Origin of the sequence: Bartonella sp. MU70NMGDW (assembly GCF_042194085.1) — a bacterium.
Classification (GTDB): Bacteria; Pseudomonadota; Alphaproteobacteria; order Rhizobiales; family Rhizobiaceae; genus Bartonella; species Bartonella grahamii.
In genome coordinates this window covers 1-1,088 of the sequence record NZ_JBHIMK010000383.1, presented here as the reverse complement: position 1 = coordinate 1,088, position 1,088 = coordinate 1, and the positions used below count along the sequence as shown (strand labels likewise).

Genomic DNA, 1,088 nt, shown 5'->3' with positions numbered 1-1,088 from the left:
CGCTAATAACACCGCAAAGCGAAAGGGTTTTGTCACATAATCATTGGCGCCTGTTTCAAGATCTAAAATATTATCGCAGTCTGTATCATAATTCGTTATTATGATAATAGGGGCACGAAATCCTTGGGTGCGTAATTGTTTCACGGCTTTGCAACCATCAAGATCAGGAAGTTCAAGTCCCAAAATAGCGAGATCAATATTTTCTTCTTGGATTATTTTCATTCCCGCTTTTGCTGTTTTTGCTTGGAAAATTTTAAACTCTTGATGCATTTGCAATTGTTCTACTAAAATGGGGCGCAGATCATCGTCTTCAACGATTAAAAGAGTATAGTGGTTCATGTTTTTCCTTATAGGCATGTTGATGCACTGATTGGTATAGTTTCATGAAAAATGAGATTTCATGCAAGAAAAATTAAAAGAGGAAAATTAAAAAAAGAGGGTCTCTAAAAAATAAACTTTTATCATTTCTATGGTTGCTTGCCGAAAAGAAGGTATTTCCGTCTGCAGAGTGTTTTATGTATTGGTTGGAAGCATTTTTTTATGCTCTAGAAGGTGTTTTAGCCATTGGGTGTCATCATCTTTACGCTTATGGAGAAACAAGCCGACACTATCATACACTTTGCCAGCTCGTGGGTGTTGCGGACAGTCCTTGGCACTTGAGACGATTCATAAAAGGAATGTTTAGTCCTTTATTTCAAGTTTTTATCCATACGGGAGTTTCTCGGCTTGTAATGTGCAAGCAAATAGCTTTTGATTGATTCAATATAAACAGGTTGGGAATGAGAGAATCCTGCGGTATGAGGGGCTCTCATCCAACATGCAAAACAATGAACACTCAATATGATGTGTTTTTTAAGCGTGAAGAGAACTGTGCAACACCTAGCACATATGCACTATTTAGGAGAATTTCAAGGTCATTTTATTGTTTTTTATCTACGTTCAGCTTTGTTTTTTCGTTGCATTTGTGTGCGAGGGGGTTTTGTGTGTGATGTTCGTGGTGTTGCTTATTATAGTCGTTGAGTAAGCTTTGCCTTTAGCAATGCCGAAAAGATACATCATAAAGAGGTTTTTTGTGCAATGCTGTGAAG

The 1,088-nt window shown here is 37.4% G+C and carries 1 protein-coding gene; it reads right to left on the bottom strand.

The genetic code is table 11. The features are described 5' to 3' along the window. A partial coding sequence (locus tag ACFIKE_RS11140) for a response regulator transcription factor (protein ID WP_375649994.1) occupies positions 1 to 339 on the bottom strand: 339 nt, incomplete at its 3' end. Between the last annotated feature and the right edge of the window lie 749 nt (positions 340 to 1,088).